Below are 1,103 nucleotides of genomic sequence, written 5' to 3'. Positions count from 1 at the left end.
TTTCAGACGGCCTGACGGCTGGGTCAAAGTCCTGATTAACGGTTTTTCAAAATATCGGCAAAATATTCGGTCACTTCTACCAAACGTCCGCCCTGCGCGGCATAAGGCTGCATGACGGCCACCAACTGCTCCAACACTTCGCGCGTTTCGGTTTGCGCGTGTTCGCGGTAGAGCCACATATTTTGCATGGTCACCGTAGTCAATGCCTCGCGTACATTAAGCAAGAGCAAGTGGCGGCAAGACTCATAGCCTTGGCGCAAATCGCCGGCCGCATAGGCGGTAACCGACAATTCATAGTCGATGTCCAACTGATAGACATTGCTTTGGACAAAAAGAATATCGTCTTTCGGGAACGGGATACGTTTCGCCATCAGGCCGATTGCATGGGAAATGCGGTATTTCCCTTCCTGACGCAGCATGGTTTGCGCAAGGTAGAGGCACTCGGCGCGGCGCGGGTTGTAATCGTAGCCTGCCAACCAAGTTGCCAAGGCTTCATCGCGTTTGCCCATTAATTTGTAGCACTCGCCCAGCTGTTGGTAAGAAACCGTCACTTCCTCTATCCAACCGCCCAACTCGATGCGTTTTTTAAACCATTCGCTTGCACGCTCGGGCATATCGGAATCCCAATAAGAACGCGCCGCATAAAAGGCGTAACGCGGTTTCAGGTCTTCATCTTCTGGGCTGTAAAACGCTTTTTCCAAAGAAACGGCGTCAAGCAGGTACTTGTTCGCCATATTGCTGCGTGCGCCGAAACGGCCGCTGAGAACCGTATAGTCGCCATGAAGCGTGGCTTCGCTGGTATCTTGTTTGTCAGTTTCGATAAATTCGTGCAACACGCCGCGCCAGTAGAATGTACCGTCATTGCGCAACAACAGCGGACGGTAATAAACCACGCTGCCCATGGCATTTCGCATGCGGAGGCGGTAACGGTCGGCGGTCAGCTCGGGCAATTCCAATTTGCCTTCAAAGCGGTCGTCCGCATCAAAAATCAACACATAATCGGTTTTGTCTTTTGCGTGTTTCAACGCCTGATTGCGGTTGTATGCAAAATTTTGCCAACCATCATGATGAATCTCACCTGCGATGCCCTTTGCATCGAAAAA

1 protein-coding gene is annotated in these 1,103 nt (G+C 51.4%); it reads right to left on the bottom strand.

Annotated elements, in window-relative coordinates; all coding sequences use genetic code 11:
- Positions 1–35: 35 nt before the first annotated feature.
- Positions 36–1,103: glycosyltransferase (locus ACTHS3_RS14060; RefSeq protein WP_440368259.1), on the bottom strand; the 1,068-nt coding region annotated here is incomplete at its 5' end.

Source organism: Neisseria sp. P0009.S007 (assembly GCF_051962515.1).
This window is presented reverse-complemented; position numbering and strand designations above follow the sequence as displayed.